General features: G+C 65.4%; 15 protein-coding genes. 3 read left to right on the plus strand and 12 right to left on the minus strand.

Annotated features, from left to right (window positions below; genetic code table 11):
- Window positions 1-29: 29 nt before the first annotated feature.
- The 3 genes from ACVMIH_RS22530 to ACVMIH_RS22540 form a co-directional block, all read right to left on the minus strand.
- Entirely contained in the window at window positions 30-1,793 is a 1,764-nt protein-coding gene (locus tag ACVMIH_RS22530) for an adenylate/guanylate cyclase domain-containing protein (RefSeq protein WP_076828030.1), read from the minus strand.
- A gap of 159 nt (window positions 1,794-1,952) precedes the next feature.
- On the minus strand, window positions 1,953-2,225 hold the full coding sequence (locus ACVMIH_RS22535; protein WP_016841616.1) for a DUF2312 domain-containing protein: 273 nt from the start codon (window positions 2,223-2,225) through the stop codon (window positions 1,953-1,955).
- A 271-nt stretch (window positions 2,226-2,496) separates the two neighbouring features.
- Window positions 2,497-2,799, minus strand: coding sequence for a DUF1244 domain-containing protein (locus tag ACVMIH_RS22540; RefSeq protein WP_456863384.1), 303 nt, complete (start codon window positions 2,797-2,799; stop codon window positions 2,497-2,499).
- 196 nt (window positions 2,800-2,995) lie between these two features.
- On the opposite strand from ACVMIH_RS22540, the gene ACVMIH_RS22545 reads away from it, so the two are divergent.
- Complete coding sequence (locus ACVMIH_RS22545) at window positions 2,996-3,604, plus strand: DUF1036 domain-containing protein (protein ID WP_038377731.1); 609 nt, start codon at window positions 2,996-2,998, stop codon at window positions 3,602-3,604.
- Window positions 3,601-5,037 carry a pyruvate kinase gene (gene pyk, locus ACVMIH_RS22550; protein ID WP_456863386.1) on the plus strand — a complete coding sequence of 479 codons (1,437 nt, stop codon included), beginning with the start codon at window positions 3,601-3,603 and terminating at the stop codon, window positions 5,035-5,037. The genes ACVMIH_RS22545 and pyk overlap by 4 nt, the downstream gene beginning before the upstream one ends.
- A gap of 77 nt (window positions 5,038-5,114) precedes the next feature.
- On the opposite strand, the gene ACVMIH_RS22555 is transcribed toward pyk, so the two are convergent.
- Window positions 5,115-5,543 carry an OsmC family protein gene (locus ACVMIH_RS22555; RefSeq protein WP_016841620.1) on the minus strand — a complete coding sequence of 143 codons (429 nt, stop codon included), beginning with the start codon at window positions 5,541-5,543 and terminating at the stop codon, window positions 5,115-5,117.
- Between the two features lie 94 nt (window positions 5,544-5,637).
- Window positions 5,638-6,312: a TetR/AcrR family transcriptional regulator gene (locus ACVMIH_RS22560; protein WP_026191806.1), complete on the minus strand. Its 675-nt coding sequence runs from the start codon at window positions 6,310-6,312 to the stop codon at window positions 5,638-5,640.
- A 397-nt stretch (window positions 6,313-6,709) separates the two neighbouring features.
- Here ACVMIH_RS22560 and ACVMIH_RS22565 point away from each other — a divergent pair, with 397 nt between their 5' ends.
- Complete coding sequence (locus ACVMIH_RS22565) at window positions 6,710-8,209, plus strand: hypothetical protein (RefSeq protein ID WP_456855272.1); 1,500 nt, start codon at window positions 6,710-6,712, stop codon at window positions 8,207-8,209.
- Between the two features lie 210 nt (window positions 8,210-8,419).
- Here the strand turns inward: ACVMIH_RS22565 and ACVMIH_RS22570 are convergent, their stop codons facing one another.
- The 7 genes from ACVMIH_RS22570 to ACVMIH_RS22600 all read right to left on the minus strand — a co-directional run bounded on the left by ACVMIH_RS22570 (window position 8,420) and on the right by ACVMIH_RS22600 (window position 16,217).
- On the minus strand, window positions 8,420-9,619 hold the full coding sequence (locus tag ACVMIH_RS22570) for an ABC transporter substrate-binding protein (protein WP_456855271.1): 1,200 nt from the start codon (window positions 9,617-9,619) through the stop codon (window positions 8,420-8,422).
- Between the two features lie 121 nt (window positions 9,620-9,740).
- A complete protein-coding gene (locus tag ACVMIH_RS22575; protein WP_244558820.1) occupies window positions 9,741-10,127 on the minus strand; it encodes a DUF3052 domain-containing protein in 387 nt (128 codons plus the stop codon).
- 39 nt (window positions 10,128-10,166) lie between these two features.
- Window positions 10,167-12,089, minus strand: a complete 1,923-nt coding sequence (gene ftsH, locus ACVMIH_RS22580; protein WP_057018122.1) for an ATP-dependent zinc metalloprotease FtsH — start codon at window positions 12,087-12,089, stop codon at window positions 10,167-10,169.
- 258 nt (window positions 12,090-12,347) lie between these two features.
- Window positions 12,348-13,382 (minus strand): tRNA lysidine(34) synthetase TilS, encoded by a 1,035-nt coding sequence (gene tilS, locus ACVMIH_RS22585; protein ID WP_057018121.1) that lies wholly within the window; start codon window positions 13,380-13,382, stop codon window positions 12,348-12,350.
- Between the two features lie 52 nt (window positions 13,383-13,434).
- Window positions 13,435-14,475: a tol-pal system protein YbgF gene (gene ybgF, locus ACVMIH_RS22590; protein WP_076828018.1), complete on the minus strand. Its 1,041-nt coding sequence runs from the start codon at window positions 14,473-14,475 to the stop codon at window positions 13,435-13,437.
- Between the two features lie 252 nt (window positions 14,476-14,727).
- A complete protein-coding gene (gene pal, locus ACVMIH_RS22595) occupies window positions 14,728-15,210 on the minus strand; it encodes a peptidoglycan-associated lipoprotein Pal (protein WP_456863388.1) in 483 nt (160 codons plus the stop codon).
- A gap of 272 nt (window positions 15,211-15,482) precedes the next feature.
- Window positions 15,483-16,217, minus strand: a complete 735-nt coding sequence (locus ACVMIH_RS22600) for an N-acyl amino acid synthase FeeM domain-containing protein (protein WP_057018120.1) — start codon at window positions 16,215-16,217, stop codon at window positions 15,483-15,485.
- Between the last annotated feature and the right edge of the window lie 87 nt (window positions 16,218-16,304).

The raw sequence follows: 16,304 nt of genomic DNA on the forward strand, positions 1-16,304 counted from the left end.
TTCTGCCGACAAGATAGCTTTCCGCCCCTTCAGGCCGGCAGCCCTGCCTTGAGCAGGCCGGCCTCGTAGCGTGCCCGATCGGGCTCATACTTGTAGCGCTGGGTTGTCAGATGCGCGGCAACCGAGAAGGTCGGTTCGCGCTTCAGCACCTCGGCGGCGTGGGCAGAGGCCGCCACCGTGTTGCCCATCTGCGCGAAGGTCGCCGCGAGGAAGGCATGATGGGTGTGGTCGGGGCGCGTGATGCGCGAGAACGCCTCGACGGCGTCGGCGTATTTCTCGGCGCAATAGCAGGCCCGGCCGAGATGACTCCAGAAGCGCTCCGGATGGAACGGATTGAGGCGCATCGCCCGCTTGATCCAGTCGATGCCCTCCTCGGGCCGCCCGAGCCAGGTCAGGAGCTCGCCCTGCTGCACGACGACGAGGTCGTAGTTCGGGTTCAGCGCGAGCGCGCGCTCCTGGTGGAAGGCCGCCTTGTCGTGGTCGTCGCGGTTAAGGTTCAGCGCGGCGAGGATCCGGTGCACGTCACTGTCATTGTCGTCGAGCTTGAGCGCGATCTCGAGCTCTGCGGCGACCTGCGCCATTGTCGCGTCGCGGTCGGTGCACCAGTTGTAGACCCAGGTCTGGCCGAGCACGCAGGCCCGCCAGGCGTGGGCATGGGCATAGTTTGGGTCAAGCACGATGGCCCGCTCGAGCAAGCGTTGCGCCTCCGCGTTGTCGTCCCGTGCCGAGCGATGATGCAGCACCTTGGCGGCAAGCACGCATTCATAGGCCGCCATGTTGTCGGTCGGCTTGCGCTTGACGCGGTCATGCGCGGCAGCCTCGACGCGCCCCGGCAAGGTCGCCACGATCGCGCGCGTCATCTCGTCCTGGATCGCGAAGATGTCGGCAAGCTCGCGGTCGTAGCGTTCGGCCCAAACGTGCCGGTCGGCCACGGCGTCGATCAGCTGCACGGTGACGCGGATCCGGCCGCCCGCCTTCCGCACGCTGCCTTCCAGCACATAGTCGACGGCGAATTCCTTCGCGACGTCCTGCACCTTCACGGCCTTGCCCTTGTACACGAAGCTCGAGTTGCGCGAGATCACCAGCAGATCGTGGAAGCGCGACAGCTCGGTGATGATGTCCTCGGTGAGCCCGTCGGCGAAGAATTCCTGCTCGGGATCGCCGCTCATGTTGACGAGCGGCAGCACGGCGATGGAGGGCTTCTTGGCGACGACAGGGGCGGCCACCGCACTCGGGTGCTCCGGCACGGGCCTGGCACCGGATTCGAGATGAACGCGAAAAACGCGGATCGGGCGCGCGATATTCTTGACGGTCTGGTCGCCGAGATCCTCGAAGCTCAGATCTTCCAGGCGATCGCCGACCTGATCGCGCACCGCGCCGGAAATGCAGATGCCGCCGGGCTCGGCCAGCGTCTCCAGACGGGACGCGACGTTGACGCCGTCGCCGAAGATATCGGCGCCGTCAACGATCACGTCGCCAAGATTGATGCCGATGCGAAACTGCATCCACCGCGCCGGCGCGACGTCGGCGTTGCGCTTCGCCATCCGGCTCTGGACCTCGGCCGCGCACAGCACCGCATCGACGACGCTGTGGAATTCGACCAGCAGGCCGTCGCCGGTGGTCTTGATGATGCGGCCGCGATTCTTGGCGATGGCCGGATCGATCAGTTCGATGCGATGGGTTTTGAGGCGCGCAAGGGTGCCCGTCTCGTCAGCCTCCATCAGGCGGCTATAGCCGACCATGTCGGCGGCGAGGACCGCAGCGAGCCGACGCTCTGGTCCTGGCACGTCCATCTGAACGATCTGCCCGGTTACCTCGCCGCCAGTGTAGCAAATCCCGGGATTTCACCCAAGCCTCGACAGGAGGCCTTCCAGCAGCTTTGACCTGAGCCTCAGGGAGAGCCTTTGGGGGGCGCCCTTGGCAACGCCCGGCAGGGGTGGCCGCTGGCCGCCTCAGAGCATCCCCAAAGCCTGCATGTAGGTCTCCAGGATGGTCTCCTGCTCCTGGCGCTCGTTCGGATCCTGCTTGCGCAGACGGATAATGGCGCGCAGCGCCTTGACGTCGAAGCCGTTGCCCTTGCTCTCGGCATAAACGTCGCGAATGTCGTCCGAGATCGTCTTCTTCTCTTCTTCCAGCCGCTCGATGCGCTCGATGATGGACTTGAGCTGGTCCTTGGCAAATCGCGTTGCGGGCTCTTCCTTGACGGCGGCAGACGTGGTGGCCATCGCGCACTCCTGAACAGGCATTGAAATGTTACGCGAATACGCGCCTTGCGCACCGCTTGCTGCGGGCGACCCTCGATTTTGGCGCGCGTTCCGTCAAGGAAACATCGCGCTCATCCACAGCGCGCCCACAGGAGATGCTGGTCTTTCAGGTATAAACGTCATTCCGGGGCGATGCGGCAGCATCGAACCCGGAATCTCGAGATTCCCCGATGCGCAATTGCGCATCTGAGGTCTGGTGCTAACGCACCATCCCGGAATGACGTTGCTCGGCTTAATGCCCGCTTTGGGCTTTCTTCATCGCCGCGAGTTGCTCCGGCGACGCGCTGCCCTGATACTTGGCCTTCCATTCCTCATACGGCATGCCGTAGACCGCCTCACGGCTCTCGTCCTTGCTCACGGTAAGGCCCTTGGCGTCGGCCTCTTCCTTCATCCAGTTGGACAGGCAGTTGCGGCAGAAGCCGGCGAGGTTCATCAGGTCGATGTTTTGCACATCGGTGCGGTTGCGCAGGTGACTGACGAGACGCCGGAAGACCGCGGCCTCGAGTTCCGTTCTGGTTTTGTCGTCAATGCTCATGATCGTGATCCCGTGTGTCGCGCTCACCATATTGATATCAGGTGGGAATTGTCACAGATTTTGCCATATCGGCGCGCAAAACGGACCGGTCCGGCCACCCTGGCCATGGTCCGACAGCGTCGCAGACGGGCGCCCGCCCGTTGACAGTGCCGGCCGGGCACGCGAAATCGTCCATGATTTGATATAGCTTCGCTGCATGAGCCCAACAGATTCCCTCGCCTCAGCTCCCCGCAATATCCGCCTGACGTTGGCCGGCCTCCTGCCGGTGCTGGCGCTGGTCGCGGCCTGCCTGTGGACGAGTCCGGCGGCCGCCGATTTCCGGCTCTGCAACAACACCTCGAGCCGCGTCGGCATCGCGCTCGGCTACAAGGACGCCGAGGGCTGGACCACCGAGGGCTGGTGGAATGTGTCGTCGCGCACCTGCGAGACCTTGCTGCGCGGCAACCTTGTGGCGCGCTACTACTACATCTACGCTCTCGACTATGATCGCGGCGGCGAATGGTCCGGCCAGGCCTTCATGTGCTCGCGCGACAAGGAATTCACCATCAAGGGCACCGAAAATTGCCTGGCGCGCGGGTTCGACCGCACCGGCTTCTTCGAGGTCGACACCGGCGAGCAGCGTGCATGGACCGTCCAGCTGACCGAAGCCAACGAACAACAGCCGCAGAAAGTACCGGGAATGCCGGGCGGCGTGGGTCCAGGAAGTCCCGGGGCGATGCCGGGCCTGCCCAACCCGCCGCCGGGCGCAGCGCCGCCGGGCGCGTCTGGTCTGCCGCCAGCCGCACCACCCGGAAACAAACCATGAGACGACTGCGTCGAATCAAGATCCTCGCAACGCTCGGCCCGGCCTCCTCAGACAGCGCGATGATCCGCAAGCTGTTCGAGGCGGGCGCCGACGTCTTCCGCATCAACATGAGCCATACCCCGCACGACAAGATGCGGGAGCTGGTCAAGACCATCCGCAATGTCGAATCGAGCTACGGCCGGCCGATCGGCATCCTGGTCGACCTGCAAGGGCCGAAGCTGCGGCTTGGCTCGTTCGCGGAAGGCGCGACCCAGCTCAAGAACGGCCAGAGCTTCATTCTGGATTCCGACAAGACGCCGGGCGACAACAGCCGCGTCCAGCTTCCGCATCCGGAGATCCTCGCGGCGCTCCGCCCGGGCCATGCGCTGTTGCTCGACGACGGCAAGGTGCGGCTGATCGCCGAGGAAACCTCGCCCGAGCGCGCGGTCACGCGCGTCGTGATCGGCGGCAAGATGTCGGACCGCAAGGGCGTCAGCCTGCCCGATACCGATCTGCCGGTGTCGGCGATGACCGCAAAGGACCGCGCCGACCTGGAAGCCGCGCTGCCGGAGGGGATCGACTGGGTCGCGCTGTCCTTCGTGCAGCGCGCCGAGGACGTGATCGAGGCCAAGAAGATGATCCGCGGCCGCGCCGCCGTGATGGCCAAGATCGAGAAGCCGCAGGCGATCGACCGCCTTGCCGACATCATCGAAGCGTCGGACGCGCTGATGGTGGCGCGCGGCGATCTCGGCGTCGAACTGCCGCTGGAACGGGTACCGAGCCTGCAGAAGCAGATGATCCGGATGGCGCGCCGCGCCGGCAGGCCGGTGGTGGTCGCGACCCAGATGCTGGAATCGATGATCCAGGCGCCGGTGCCGACGCGCGCCGAAGTCTCCGACGTCGCCACCGCCGTCTACGAAGGCGCCGACGCCATCATGCTGTCGGCGGAATCCGCCGCCGGCAAATTCCCGGTGGAGGCAGTCTCCACCATGAACCGCATCGGCGAGGAGGTCGAGCGCGACCCGACCTATCGCAACGTGATCAACGCGCAGCGCGTGGATCCCGAAGCGACGGTGGGTGACGCCATTGCCGACGCCGCGCGGCAGATCGCCGAGACGCTCGACCTGTCGGCGATCATCTGCTGGACGTCATCAGGTTCGACCGCGATCCGCGTGGCGCGCGAGCGCCCCAAGGTGCCGGTGGTCGCGATCACGCCGAACCTCGTCACCGGCCGCAAGCTGTCGGTGGTGTGGGGGGTGCATTGCGTGGTCGCCGAGGACGCTCACGATCTCGACGACATGGTCGACCGCGCCGGCTCGATTGCGTTCCGCGACGGTTTTGCCAAGGCCGGCCAGCGCGTCATCATCGTTGCCGGCGTGCCACTGCGCGCGCCCGGCACCACCAACATGCTGCGCATCGCCTCGGTCGGCCCGAGGGGCGACGCGCAGCTCTAGATTCCAGTTTGACGCGTCTTCTTCACACGAACCGGTGCCTATTTCGCTCGAAAACGCTCTAACCCGCCGCGCCGCGATCAGCCCTGCAACGACGCGTCGAGCGTGATCTTGGTGTTGAGCAGCTTCGACACCGGACATCCGGCCTTCGCCTTGCCGGCCAGTTCCTGGAACGTCGCGTTGTCGGCGCCCGGGATCTTCGCCGACAGCGTCAGATGCACCGCGGTGATGGCGAAGCCGTCGGCAACCTTCTCCAGGGTCACATCGGCCTTGGTCTCCATATGCTCCGCCGTGAGCTTGGCTTCTCCCAGGATCAACGACAGCGCCATCGTGAAGCAGGCGGCATGCGCCGCGCCGATCAGCTCCTCCGGGTTCGAACCCGGTTTGCCCTCGAAACGGCTGGCGAAGCCGTAGGGGTAATCCGAGAGCGCGCCGCTCTTGGTCGAGATCGCGCCCTTGCCGTCCTTGATGCCGCCCTGCCATTTGGCCGAGCCATGGGTTGTCGTCATGGGTTGCTCCGTGAGGTTGGTTGAACCCAGCCCGCAAAACTACAACGCCAATGCGACAGAAGTGTTCTTCGCGCGCGTTGGCCTCATCCTGGACTCAGGCGCCGACCAGCGCCTTCGCCGGAGTCGTCGCCTGCACCACGAGGCCACGCGCGCGTGCGTCCATCACGCCGACCGCGCGCAGCGCAAGCAGCGTCACGGTCTGCACCGCGTCACGCAGCTTGATCGGATCGTCGAGATTGGCCGGCGCCAGCGGGCCGACCAGCGCTTCGTGCAGCGCGCCGAGCAAGGCGGTGGCGGCTAGCGCCGTGTCCTGCGCCGGCAGGTGCCCGGCGCGCACCGCGGCATCGATGCGCATGGCAAGCTCGCCGGAAATATCGCGGCGGCTGGCGAGGCGCGAGGCGGTGACGTCGACGTCGACCGGCTCGGCCAAAATGCCCCAGGCGAGCTTGCGCTGCGACAGCACGTGGACCGCGATCGTCGTCACCGCGGCGGCAAGCGCCGATGACGGCCCCGGCGCGGCATCGGCGGCACGCCGGATCGCCGTGAGCTCGTCGCGCGAGACTTCCGTGATCAATTCCGAGATCAGCTCGGCCTTCGACGGGAAATAGCGGTAGACTGTTCCCGCCGCGACATTGGCCCGCACCGCGACGGGTGCGATCTGGACCGCCGCCATGCCGCCCGCCGCCGCCGCGTCCCGCGCAGCCGACAGGATGGCGCTGCGCCGCGCGGCCAGCCGTTTCACGACCTGATGAGTTCGCCGGTAAACCATGGCGTTCCGTCCCCCCGCCGTGCGCCCCGGCCGGCGCCCACCGGCAGAACACACGAGTCTTCAACGTTTTGAGCGATTGATCCCGCAATCGCCTGAAGAAGTGAACAACTATTCAGACTGGTTGACAAGCTGGAATTGTAAGGATTTTTTTGCAACCTCTGGTACCACCTCTGATTGAGCCGGCGGTGCTTCGGGCCTCTCCCCGACCGGTTCAGGGCCGCGATGGTAAATCGCCGGCTAAGGTGATCGCTCGAAATCGAGACATCTGATCTTGCACACACTCGCGATATCGCCGCGGCATTTACCCGAATTTATCGGAAGCCGTGGTCGAGTGCGCGCCAGCATCACGCGTGGCGTTGGCTCTGGATGCCCCCGGCCGAAACAAGCAAGAAAGCGCATGTCACTCTCCATCACCAGCAGCGTGAGCAGCCGTAGCGCGGCGCGAGGACTGGTGCCGCTGTGCGCCGCCGTGGGCGCCTATCTGTTTTATCTCTCGGCCGGCGAAATCCTGCTGCGCGATTCCGACACGATGTGGCAGATCCGGGTCGGACAGTGGATCCTCGAACACGGCGCGATGCCGACATCGGACGTGTTCTCGTTCACCCGTTTCGGCGAGCCCTGGATCTCGAGCTCGTGGCTGCCGCAGGTGGTGTACGCGCTCGTATACGGCGGCGATTGGGCCGGGCCGGTGATCCTGTCGTCGATGGCGATCGGCGCGACGGTCGCAATCTTCCTGCATCTGTTGAGCCCGTATTTCGATCCGGCGCGCGCGCTTCTGATCGCGGCGCTGGCGCTGCTGTTGTCGACGATCCACTTCTTGGCGCGGCCGCATGTGTTGGCGCTGCCGGTGCTGCTGGCGTTCATCGGCGGCCTGCTCGTGGCCGCGGATCGCCGCGCCTCACCGTCATGGTGGCTGCTGCCGCTGATGACGCTGTGGGCCAATCTGCATGGCGGCTTCGTTCTCGGCCTGGCGCTGATCGGACCGATCGGACTGGAGGCGGTGTGGAACGCGGAGCCCGGCCGCCGCCGCCAGCTTGTCGTGCGATGGGGCCTGTTCGGCCTCGCCGCGCTGGCCGCGAGCTGCCTGACGCCCTATGGCTGGAACAGCCTGCTCGGCGCGACCAAGATCCTCAGCCTCGGCAAATTGCTGACGCTGATCGGGGAATGGAAGCCGGCGGATTTCAGCAAGCCCAGCTTCTTCGAAGCCACGCTGCTCGGCCTGATCGGCCTGATCTGCTATCGCAGGCTGACGCTGTCGGTGCCGCGGATCCTGCTGCTGCTCGGGCTGATCTGGATGGCGCTGAGCCATGTCCGCAACATCGAGGTATTCGCGTTCATCGCTCCGCTGGTGCTCGCCAAGCCGATCGCCGAGCAATGGGGAACGGCAGGCGCCACCGCCGCCCGCTTCGGAGAAACGCGCGCATTCCCCGTCGTCGCGATCCTGGCTGTGATCGCGATGGTGATCGGCGCGTGGGTGACGACGGCGATGTTCGTCGCGCAGCATCAGTTCAAATTCCTGCCGATGTTCTCGCCCGTTGCCGCGGTCGATGTGCTGCAGCAGCACAAGGCGCAGCGCGTGTTCAGCACCGCGCCGTTTGGCGGCTACATGGTCAGCCGCGACATGAAGGTGTTCATCGACGGCCGCGCCGAGCTCTATGGCGAGCAATTCGTGCTCGACTATTACGATGCGCTCGACGCCCGCGACGTCGGCCGGCTGCTGGGCCTGCTCGACAAATACCGGATCGATGCCACGCTGCTGAGCTCGGACTCGCCCGCCGGCAACGCGCTGGATCACCTGAAGGGCTGGAAGCGGCTGTACAAGGACGACATCGCCGTGATCCATGTGCGCTCGGACGAGACGAAGGCCGGCGCGGCGGCGGCCACGGGTTCGAAGTAGCTTTGCTATTGCGTTGCCTGGAATCGCGCACTGCTGAGCCCGTCATCCTGAGGTGCGAGCCTTGCGGCGCAATTGCGCCGCTGGGCGAGCCTCGAAGGATGAATCGGCCACCAGTCGGGCCGTCGATCCTTCGAGACGCCGCTGCGCGGCTCCTCAGGATGACGGGTTTGATCCCCGGCGCTCACAGTTCAAGCGCGATCAGCCCCACCCTCAATTCCCTGTCTGAAGCTCGCCGAAGCGATCCCAGGTCTTGCCGTTGAAGCGCATCAGTTGCATCTGATCGACCGGCACGTGGTCGGCCGGCGAGGTGTTGACCTTGATGCCCGGCAGCAACATCGGCAATTCCAGGCCCTTGATCGCGAATGCCTGACGCAGGATGTTCTCGGTCGAGAGATCGTCGCCGCAGGCCTTCAGCACCGCCTCCAGCGCCATCGCGCTGTTGTAGGCGTTGACGTAGTTGGTGTCGTGCTGGTCGCCGTCCGGCACGTATCTGGTCATGAACTCGCGCCAGCCCTTCATGCCGGGATCGTCGCTCCATGCCGGGTCGTCCGGATCCTTCACATAGGCCGTGGAGATGATGCCGGTGCCGGCCTCGAGGCCGGCAGGCTGCATCACGGTCGAGATCCACACCGCTGTGTTGGACAGGAAAGTCATCGGCCGCCAGCCGATCTCAAAGGCCTTGCGGATCGACTGCGCCGCGAATTTCGGCGTCGCCGCGATCACGAAGACGTCGGCATTGGTGGCCTTCAGCTTGACGATCTGGGAGTCGATCGTCGGGTCCGTGATCTCATAGGTCGCAACCGTGACCAGAGACTCATACTTCTCGCCGAGCACGTCCTTGAGGCCGGCGAGATAGTCGCGGCCGTAGTCGTCGTTCTGCGAGATGACGGCGAACCTTGCATTCGGATTCTTCGCCAGCGCATAGCGCGCATATAGCCGTGCCTCGTAGCGGAACGGCGCCTGCACGCCCATCGTCGCCTGCGGGAATTGCGTGACGTCGCCGAATTTCGAGGCGCCGGAGGCCAGGAACAGCTGCGGGATGTTCTTGCCCTGCAGGTACTTTGCGATCGCGGTGTTGTGCGCGGTGCCGATCGAGGAGAAGATCAGCGCGACCTCGTCGCTCTCGACGAGGCGGCGCGTCTGCTCCACCGTCTTCGGCGGCGCGTAGGAATCGTCCAGCGAGATGAAGTTGATCTTGCGGCCATTGATGCCGCCGCGCTCGTTCAGCATCCTGAAATAGCCGGCTTCGCCCTTGCCGAGTGCGCCGAACGCCGACACCGGCCCGCTATAGGGCATGGTCTGGCCGATCCTGATTTCGGTTGATGTGACGCCCCGCATCTCGTCGGCGAGAGAAGACGTGGGCAGCAGCAGGAACGAAATGGCGCCAAGCGCGCCGAATGCCTTGCGCATCGGCCTCCCCTTCCCTTTTTCTTGCCGCGCCTTCAGACATCGCGGCTGTGCCGTTTGACGGCTTGGCGGGAGGATGCCACGGCGTTGCAGCGGAGGCCACGGATATTCGAAAGGCGCGATTTCAGCGCTTGCCGCGGTCCCTGACCGGGATCACGAATTTCAGCCCCGACCAGACGTTATCGACCGCACAGACCTTGACGTCGACCAAGCCGTTCGCGAGCCCGGTTGCGCGGACCTCCTTCTCCGTAAGGTCGGTCGCGACACCCGAACTCTTCTTCGGCCACGATACCCAGATCATGCCGTCAGGGGCGATCGCATGACGGTAACGCCGCAGCCTGGCCGCAAGCCCCTCGGCCTTGGCGGCGAACAGGTGCACGGCATCGAGCGGTGCCCGTGCGGTCTTCGCTACCAGCACATCGGCGGGCAGCTCGCCGACAACGTCGCCATAGGGAACGGACAACCCGTCGACAAAAATACAAAAGCCCGGCTTGAGGCCGAGCTTTTGCACAACTGGTCTGCCGGAAGTGCCGGCCATCGCGGGCGAGGCTTACGCCTGCGGCTGCGGCTCCATGCCGGTGTCCGGATCGGGACGCGGGCGCGGCTTGCCGGCCGGCGGCACGGCGGATGCGCGCGGCGTCGACGGCTCCAGCACCGACTCGCGATTGGGCTTCTTGCCCTTCAAGAGGTCGATGATCTCGTCGCCGGTCAGCGTCTCGAACTCGAGCAGGCCCTTGGCGAGCGCCTCGAGATCCTCGCGCTTCTCGGTGAGGATCTTGGTCGCCTCGTTGTAGCCTTCCTCGACCAGACGCCTGATCTCGGAGTCGATTTTCTGGACGGTCGCCTCGGACGCATTCTGCGTGCGCGAGACCGACATGCCGAGGAACACCTCGTCCTGGTTCTCGCCGTAGGAGACGGTGCCGAGCTCTTCCGAGAGGCCCCAGCGCGTCACCATCATGCGGGCAAGGCGGGTCGCCTGCTCGATGTCGGAGGCGGCGCCCGAGGTCACCTTCTCGCGGCCGAAGATCAACTCTTCGGCGACGCGGCCACCCATCATGATGGCAAGGCGCGAAGTCATCTGCTCGAGCGACATCGACAGCTTGTCGCGCTCCGGCAGCTGCATCACCATGCCCAGCGCACGGCCGCGCGGAATGATGGTCGCCTTGTGGATCGGATCGGTCGCGACGACGTTGAGGCCAACGATGGCGTGGCCGCCCTCGTGATAGGCCGTCAGCAGCTTCTCTTCCTCGGTCATCACGAGCGACTTGCGCTCGGCGCCCATCATCACCTTGTCCTTGGCCTCTTCGAACTCGGCCTGCGTCACCATCCGCTTGTTGCGGCGGGCGGCGGTCAGCGCAGCCTCGTTGACGAGGTTCATCAGGTCGGCGCCCGAGAAGCCCGGGGTGCCGCGCGCGATGGTCTTGAGGTTGATATCCGGCGCCAGCGGCACCTTGCGGACGTGAACCTTGAGGATCTGCTCGCGGCCGACGACGTCCGGGTTCGGCACCACGACCTGGCGGTCGAAGCGGCCGGGACGCAGCAGCGCGGGATCGAGCACGTCGGGACGGTTGGTCGCCGCGATCAGGATCACGCCCTCATTGGCCTCGAAGCCGTCCATCTCGACCAGCAACTGGTTCAGCGTCTGCTCGCGCTCGTCGTTGCCGCCGCCGAGGCCGGCGCCGCGATGACGGCCGACCGCGTCGATTTCGTCGATGAAGATGATGCAGGGCGCGTTCTTCTTGGCCTGCTCGAACATGTCGCGGACGCGGCTCGCGCCGACGCCGACGAACATCTCGACGAAGTCAGAACCGGAGATGGTGAAGAACGGCACGTTGGCTTCGCCCGCGACCGCGCGCGCGATCAGCGTCTTGCCGGTGCCGGGAGGGCCGACCAGCAACACGCCGCGCGGAATCCGTCCGCCGAGCCGCTGGAATTTGCCGGGGTCGCGGAGGAATTCGACGATCTCCTGCAGATCCTGCTTGGCCTCGTCGACACCAGCGACGTCCTCGAAGGTGACGCGGCCATGGGCCTCGGTCAGCATCTTGGCGCGCGACTTGCCAAAGCCCATCGCCTTGCCGGCGCCGCCCTGCATCTGCCGCGACAGGAAGATCCACACGCCGATCAGCGCGATGAACGGCAACCAGGAGACGAGCAGCGAGACGAACCACGGCACGTTATCGCCGGGCGCCTTCGCGGTGATCTGCACCTTGGCGTCAAAGAGGCGCTTCACGAGCGTCGGATCGCTCGGCGCGTAGGTCTGGAAGCTCGTGCCGTTGTTGAAGGTGCCGTGAATCTCCGGCCCCTGGATCACGACGTCGCGGACATGGCCCTGATCGACCTCAGTGAGAAGCTGCGAGAACGAGATGTCCGAGGACGACGAGCGCTGGCCAGGATTCTGGAAAAGCGTGAACAACGCCAGCAACAGCAGGACAATGATGACCCAGAGGGCGAAATTCCGCAGATTGGCGTTCATGGTCTTCCTTCGTGGTCGCGCGGATCGCGGCCTCTCTCTATCCTTGGGCAGGCTCTGTGGGAATCCCCAGGGAATCCATCCCGTCGATGGCATACAATTTAGGTGCCGCTGGGGTAGATGCCAAGGGAACCACGCACGACTATTTACCGCATCCTAGCGCGATTCCCGGTCAAAAAATGGCGCTGAATCCGGTGTTTTTCCGGGGTGGTTAAGCCTCTTTGCCCGATTATGACAGCGATTGAAACAATCGAACCCGGCTCAGCGGGAGCGCGCCCGGCGGGGCGGTGCCGGGCCGATCCTGATCCGGCCGGCAGCGATGCTGATGACCGCTCCGGCAAGGGTCTGTTTCAGCCTGGATTCGCGTTTTCCCAAAGTCCCATCCAAGGCCTCGTCCATCGCGGCGAGCAGGGTTTCGACCTTGCCGAGCTCGGCCGGGCCCTCATGTCCGACGCGGTCGATGGCGCGCTTGAGCAGACGGACGCGAATTTCCTCGGGCATTACTGCGAACAGTGCAGCATCGAAGCCCGTGCCAGAGTTATCCTCGCTCTTCAACGCAAGATAGTGCTCGGCGCCGTCGACCAGCACCTCCAGGGCGGCGTTGGCGCGCGCGATCCGCGCGGCAAGCCGCGCCAGGTTCCGCGCGTCGCCGCCCTCCGCCGCGAGCATCTGCATCAGCGCGCGCAGCCGCGGACGCATGAAGGTTCGATCGCGGTTGGTCGGATCGTCGGCAAAGCCGATGCGCGCCTTCTGCAGCGTCGCGATCAGCTGGGCCTTGGAGATGTCGAGCAGCGGCCGTGTCAGCAAGACGCCATCGCGCTCGGTCTCGCGCGCCATTGCCGAGAGGCCCGCAACGCCGCTGCCGCGCAGCATCCGCATCAACAGCGTCTCGGCCTGATCGTCACGGGTGTGCGCGGTCAAAATATGCGTGGCGCCATGCTTGCGTGCGGCCTGCGCGAGCAGTCGATAGCGGGCCGCGCGCGCGGCCGCCGGCACGCCGGTTCCAGGCTTTGGTCCAGTCCAACGCAACGTGTGATGCGGCAGCTCGAGACTTCGCGCCAGCCGCTTGACGTCGCGCGCCTCGCGAGCCGCTTCAGGACGCAGGCCGTGATCGACCGTGACCGCCACCAGCCGCGGTCCCTGCGCGAGCGCGCGGCGCCAGCGCGCGGCGAGCCACATCAGCGCGACTGAATCGGGACCGCCGGACACCGCAAGCAGGAGCGCCGGCGCGCCCGCAAGGCCTGCGAACAGGCGCTTGGCGTCCCTTGCCGGGATGGCGGATTGATCGTCGGGCATCGCAAAACCAGCTGCTGGCGGAGAGGCCGGAAGCGGCCTTCCCGCATCTGGTTTAGCACTTCACGCGCTTCTGCTCGCGATCAACCGCAGCCTTGACCCCGCCGGACGCGCGCGGGTACTTCCGCGTGATCTCGCCGAACGCGGCGCAGGCCGCTTCCTTCTCCTTCAGCGCCGCCAGCGACTGGCCGAGCCGCAGCAGGGCGTCGGGCGCCTTCGCGGACTTGTCGAACTTGGTGGTCACGCCGAGGAAGGTCTCCGCAGCATCGCGATATTGCTGGCGCTGGAAATAGCTTTCGCCGAGCCAGTATTGCGAGTCCGCCACCAGGGGATCGTTCGGATACTTCTGGCCGAAGTTCTTCATCGTCTCTTCGGCGAGCGCATAGTCCTTGCGCTGCATATAGCCGATGCCGAGGTCGAACTCGTCCTTCGACGTCGCCGACGGCGGCAGCGTGGTCAGGGCTGCGCTTGCGCCGGGCGCACGCTGCGGGCTGGTGTTGCCGAGATTGAGCGGCTCGCCTGCCCCACGGCCGCCGGGCGCACCAACCGCCGCCTCACCGGGCATCGGCATCCCGCCGCCGCCAAGTGCGCGCGGCGCCCCTGGGGCATTCGGGTTCTGGTTCGGATCGAAGGCATCGCCGCGGCCGCGGCGGCCGGAAGCCGCCGGCGCCGGCTCCTGCGCGATCGGCGCAGGCGCCGCGATCTGCTGCTGCTGGTCATAGCCGCCCTGCGGCGGCCTGCCATATCCTTGCTGCGGCTGGCCGTAGCCTTGCTGGGGCTGGGCGTAGCCCGGCTGCGCTTGCGGGTAGGCCTGCGGTTGCTGCGCCGGTGGCGCCGCCGCAACGGGTTGGCCCGCCGGAGCCTGTCCAGCTGGGCCGGGCGGTTGCCCGCCAAGCTGCCGCAGCCGCTCCTCGAGCTGGCGGTTACGGTATTGCAGTTCCTCGTTCTGGCCGGTCAGCTGCCGCAGCTGGTTCTCGAGCCGCTCGATCCGCATTTCAGCATCGGAATCGTCGGATTGGGCAAACACTGGCGCGGAAACGGCGAGCAACGCCGCGATCGCCGCGGCGGAGGAAAGAAAATGAATCCTGGATGACATTTTGCCCTGACGACGAGATCGACGTGAAAAGCGAGCGACATTGAAAGACGGAGTACGCCGGAATTGTGACTGGCACTTCAAATCCGGGACAGCGTCGCGGGATACCGGTTTAGTACGGACGCTGGAACAAGCAAGCGGCCAATTGCGCGCAGCTTCGTTCATCTTGATGACGGCGGGCCGGGCCTTCACGCGGCCAAAACAAAAACCGGCGCCCTGAAGGCGCCGGCTTGAAAACACTCATTCAGGTTCGCGTCAGGAGCTGGCGTTCAGCACGGTGACGGCGCGACGATTCTGCGACCAGCAGGAGATGTCGTTACAGACCGCGACCGGACGCTCCTTGCCGTAGGAAATGGTGCGCATGCGGCTCGGATCGACGCCGCGCGAGGCAAGGTAAGCGCGGACCGACTGGGCACGGCGGGCACCGAGCGCGATGTTGTATTCGCGGGTGCCGCGCTCGTCGGCATGACCTTCGATGGTGAAGGAGTAACGATTATAGGTCTGCAGCCACTGCGCCTGCTTGTCGAGGGTCGCCGTCGCCTGCGGGCTGAGATCGGTCTGATCGCTCTCAAAGAACACGCGGTCGCCGACATTGACCACGAAATCCTGCTGGCTGCCCGGGGTCGCGGCGCCCCCAATCGCGCCATTGGCGTCCAACGGGTTCTTGTTGGCGCAGGCGCCCATCGACAGCGCCACCGCCAGAACCGCAACCAGCTTCATACCCTGGAGATAATTCATTCCCGGAGCCTCCACGCTCGCGCTCTTCGTACTACCCAATCGGTCTACAGGGCGATGGTTAAGCGAACGTTCCGTCAACCTTGACGAGACCTTGCTGAACCCCATCAAATGCCAGGCAATGGCGAAAAGCGCCCCCGATGGTTAATGGGTGGCAAATGTGGCGCGATGGTGAAGGGAAGGCAAGGTTCGCGGGAACCGGCCGCTTTTGCAGGACAATTTGGCCTGCGCGCAACAGTCGATCGACACTGACTCGATGAGAATGGCCGATTCCCTCAGGGATTCGGCACGATCGAAGCGCGCTCGAACGGCTGCACGAAGCCGTCGGGCTGCAACTGGCCTTCGCGGTCGAACAGCATGCGCCGCTCGAAGGCGCTGGAGCGCAGGAAGGGATAGCGGGCCAGCACGCGTTCCCGCACCGTCGGCAAATGCGACGCCATCAAGCCGACCGGCTTCACCAGCCCGGGATAGAGCCGCGGCTCCGACCAGGTCTCGTGCAGGAACACACGCCGGTAGAACGCCATGTGCTCGGGCCGGACCGGCGCCAGGCCGTAATCGGCGTTGAAGTGCACGCCCGCGGTCGAGCCGAGGCGCACGGTGACATAGGGCAGTTCCGGAACGTTCCGGGCCTTCTCGGGATCCGCGACGAAGCGCGTCGAGTCGATGAAGACCAGACCCTGATCAAGCTTCGGCAGCAGCACGTCGCCGAACACCTCGAGCGTCGGCGAGGTACGCCATTCCGGCGTCACCACGGTGATGCGGATCGAGCTGCAGAGTTCGCCTTGCAGATAGACACCGAACACCCAGGCATTCGGCGCATCATCGAACTGATCGACGACCCGCTCATCCGCCGAGGGCCGGATCGCACCTTCGCGCAGATAGGCGCGATAGCGAAGCCGGTAGATCTCGTCTTTCTGTTCCGGGGTCTGAGCGAGGCGGTAATCGACTTGATCCAGAGGGTCCGCAAGCCTTCCTGTCGCGGGCTTGATGGCTTCGGCCGCGGACCTCATTTGGTACTCCCTGAACAACGCAACAACTTCAACGCGCGGCCAAAAGATTAACAGCTTCTTAATTTCCGTCAAAGCAATCGAGGCAAT

It is taken from the genome of Bradyrhizobium sp. USDA 4503 (genome assembly GCF_054055815.1).

What these genes read in the sequence shown, in the direction of transcription:
- ACVMIH_RS22560 (WP_026191806.1), bottom strand. Translation starts at nt 6,312, where the DNA reads ATGGTTTACCGGCGAACTCATCAGGTCGTGAAACGGCTGGCCGCGCGG.
- ybgF (WP_076828018.1), bottom strand. Translation starts at nt 14,475, where the DNA reads ATGTCATCCAGGATTCATTTTCTTTCCTCCGCCGCGGCGATCGCGGCG.
- ACVMIH_RS22545 (WP_038377731.1), top strand. Translation starts at nt 2,996, where the DNA reads ATGAGCCCAACAGATTCCCTCGCCTCAGCTCCCCGCAATATCCGCCTG.
- ACVMIH_RS22600 (WP_057018120.1), bottom strand. Translation starts at nt 16,217, where the DNA reads ATGAGGTCCGCGGCCGAAGCCATCAAGCCCGCGACAGGAAGGCTTGCG.
- ACVMIH_RS22565 (WP_456855272.1), top strand. Translation starts at nt 6,710, where the DNA reads ATGTCACTCTCCATCACCAGCAGCGTGAGCAGCCGTAGCGCGGCGCGA.
- ACVMIH_RS22555 (WP_016841620.1), bottom strand. Translation starts at nt 5,543, where the DNA reads ATGACGACAACCCATGGCTCGGCCAAATGGCAGGGCGGCATCAAGGAC.
- ACVMIH_RS22570 (WP_456855271.1), bottom strand. Translation starts at nt 9,619, where the DNA reads ATGCGCAAGGCATTCGGCGCGCTTGGCGCCATTTCGTTCCTGCTGCTG.
- pal (WP_456863388.1), bottom strand. Translation starts at nt 15,210, where the DNA reads ATGAATTATCTCCAGGGTATGAAGCTGGTTGCGGTTCTGGCGGTGGCG.
- pyk (WP_456863386.1), top strand. Translation starts at nt 3,601, where the DNA reads ATGAGACGACTGCGTCGAATCAAGATCCTCGCAACGCTCGGCCCGGCC.
- tilS (WP_057018121.1), bottom strand. Translation starts at nt 13,382, where the DNA reads ATGCCCGACGATCAATCCGCCATCCCGGCAAGGGACGCCAAGCGCCTG.
- ACVMIH_RS22535 (WP_016841616.1), bottom strand. Translation starts at nt 2,225, where the DNA reads ATGGCCACCACGTCTGCCGCCGTCAAGGAAGAGCCCGCAACGCGATTT.
- ACVMIH_RS22530 (WP_076828030.1), bottom strand. Translation starts at nt 1,793, where the DNA reads ATGGACGTGCCAGGACCAGAGCGTCGGCTCGCTGCGGTCCTCGCCGCC.
- ACVMIH_RS22540 (WP_456863384.1), bottom strand. Translation starts at nt 2,799, where the DNA reads ATGAGCATTGACGACAAAACCAGAACGGAACTCGAGGCCGCGGTCTTC.
- ftsH (WP_057018122.1), bottom strand. Translation starts at nt 12,089, where the DNA reads ATGAACGCCAATCTGCGGAATTTCGCCCTCTGGGTCATCATTGTCCTG.